At 69.2% G+C, this 1,710-nt stretch carries 2 protein-coding genes and 1 pseudogene; 2 read left to right on the top strand and 1 reads right to left on the bottom strand.

Going from position 1 to position 1,710, the window contains the following annotated elements; translation table 11 throughout:
- On the top strand, nt 1-399 hold a 399-nt coding region (locus WAN71_RS12940), incomplete at its 5' end, for a thiamine phosphate synthase (RefSeq protein ID WP_422225712.1).
- Here the strand turns inward: WAN71_RS12940 and WAN71_RS12935 are convergent.
- Nucleotides 371-1,003 (bottom strand): NUDIX hydrolase, encoded by a 633-nt coding sequence (locus WAN71_RS12935; protein WP_422225711.1) that lies wholly within the window; start codon nt 1,001-1,003, stop codon nt 371-373. The two genes, WAN71_RS12940 and WAN71_RS12935, sit on opposite strands and share 29 nt — an antisense overlap.
- A 168-nt stretch (nt 1,004-1,171) precedes the next feature.
- On the opposite strand from WAN71_RS12935, the pseudogene glnX reads away from it, so the two are divergent.
- Nucleotides 1,172-1,710: pseudogene (glnX, locus tag WAN71_RS12930) on the top strand (protein kinase G-activating protein GlnX); the annotation flags it as partial.

Below are 1,710 nucleotides of genomic sequence, written 5' to 3'. Positions count from 1 at the left end.
GACGTGCTGCACCTGGGCCAAGACGACCTGCCGCTGGCGGTGGCGCGCGACATCGTCGCGCCGGACACGCTGATCGGGCGGTCCGCGCACGATCCCGACCAGGTGTCCGCGGCGATCGGCGACGGCCCCAATTTCCCTGACTACTTCTGCGTTGGGCCTTGCTGGCCGACGCCGACCAAACCCGGACGCCCGGCGCCGGGCCTGCAGCTGGTGCGTGTCGCCGCCGACCTGGCGCCCGACAAACCGTGGTTCGCCATCGGCGGTATCGACGCCGGCCGGCTGCCAGGTGTGTTGGAGGCCGGCGCCCGCCGCATCGTGGTGGTCCGGGCGATCACCGCCGCGGAAGACCCGCGGGCCGCGGCCGAGCGGCTCAGTTCGGCGCTTGCAGCAGCGAACTGATCCTGGAACTCAGCGCAGACGCCGCGTGATCGGGTCTGCCCGCGGTGCACCACACGAAAACGCCCGCCTCGATCTCGAGGGTGCGTGGCAGGTGGCGCCGCCGCTCGTCGCCTGCGCTCAGCGGCACGATCGCCGGTGCGGTGCGCAGCCGTTGCCAACTGGCGGCGAAGCCGGGGTGCAGCGGCAGCTGTGCCACCTCGTCTTCGCTGACCCAGCGCAACTCGGCACTTTCCCGGTTGGGCACGGTATGCAGCAGCTCGCCGGCGTCGGCGACGACGGTGGTGTAAGTCCAGTAGTGGCCACTGGCCCCAAGAACCTCAGCGGTGATCACCGTCGCCCGCACCGAAAGCTGCTCACTGGGCAGGCCTGCCTCCTCATGCGCTTCCCGGACGGCGGCCTGCTCGGCGGTCTCGTGGCTGTCGCGGGCACCGCCGGGCAGACCCCACGTTCCGCCCTGGTGACTCCACGGCGCCCGGTGCTGTAGCAACACCGCCGGTGTGCCGTCGGGCCGGGGCGCTCTCAGCAGCAGACCGGCCGCGCCGTGCCGGCCCCAGTAGTGCATGCCGGAGTCGGACACCACCCATCCGTCACCGTCACCGTGCACGCGTTCAGGATAAGCAGCCCTCGCCCGACGACGATGCGGCCAGCGCAGCTGGGCGAGGGGGCGAGTCGGGCAAATCAGGCGCAGGTCCCCGCATCTGGGGAAAACGCTCTTAGAATTCGCTTATAGAGTTCGTGATACGTACGCCTGAAAGATGAGGTCGGAACAGACGTGACCGTTGAGTTGGCGCATCCGTCGACCGAGCCGCTGGGCGCGCGGTCGCCGACAGAACCGGCCCACCCGCGCTGGTGGTTCATCGCGACGACGCCGGGCCGCATCCTGGCCATCGGTCTCATCCTGGCGATCCTCGGCGGGCTCAGCGCGTTTGCCACTTCGACCACAATCAACCAGCGGCAACAGGTGCTGACGACCGTGTTGAAGCACACTGAACCGCTGGCGTTCGCGGCCGGACGGCTTTACACCACACTCTCGGTGGCCGATGCGGCGGCAGCGACCGCCTTTATCGCTCAGGCTGAACCGCGTACCGTGCGGCAGCGCTACGAGCAAGCGATCACCGACGCGGCAGTCGCGGTGACCCGGGCGTCGAGCGGGTTGACCGACGAGGCGCAGGTGCAGAGGTTGGGGCGGATCAACGCCGAATTGGCCGTGTACACCGGGCTGATCGAAATCGCGCGCACGAATAACCGGGCCGGTAACCCGGTCGGCTCGTCGTATCTGTCCGAGGCGTCGTCGCTGATGCAGTCGACGAT

The sequence above is a fragment of the Mycobacterium sp. genome, assembly GCF_049280035.1.
Taxonomy (GTDB): Bacteria; Actinomycetota; Actinomycetes; order Mycobacteriales; family Mycobacteriaceae; genus Mycobacterium.
Note: the sequence above shows the minus strand (reverse complement) of the source record. Positions and strands in the feature narration are given on the sequence as shown.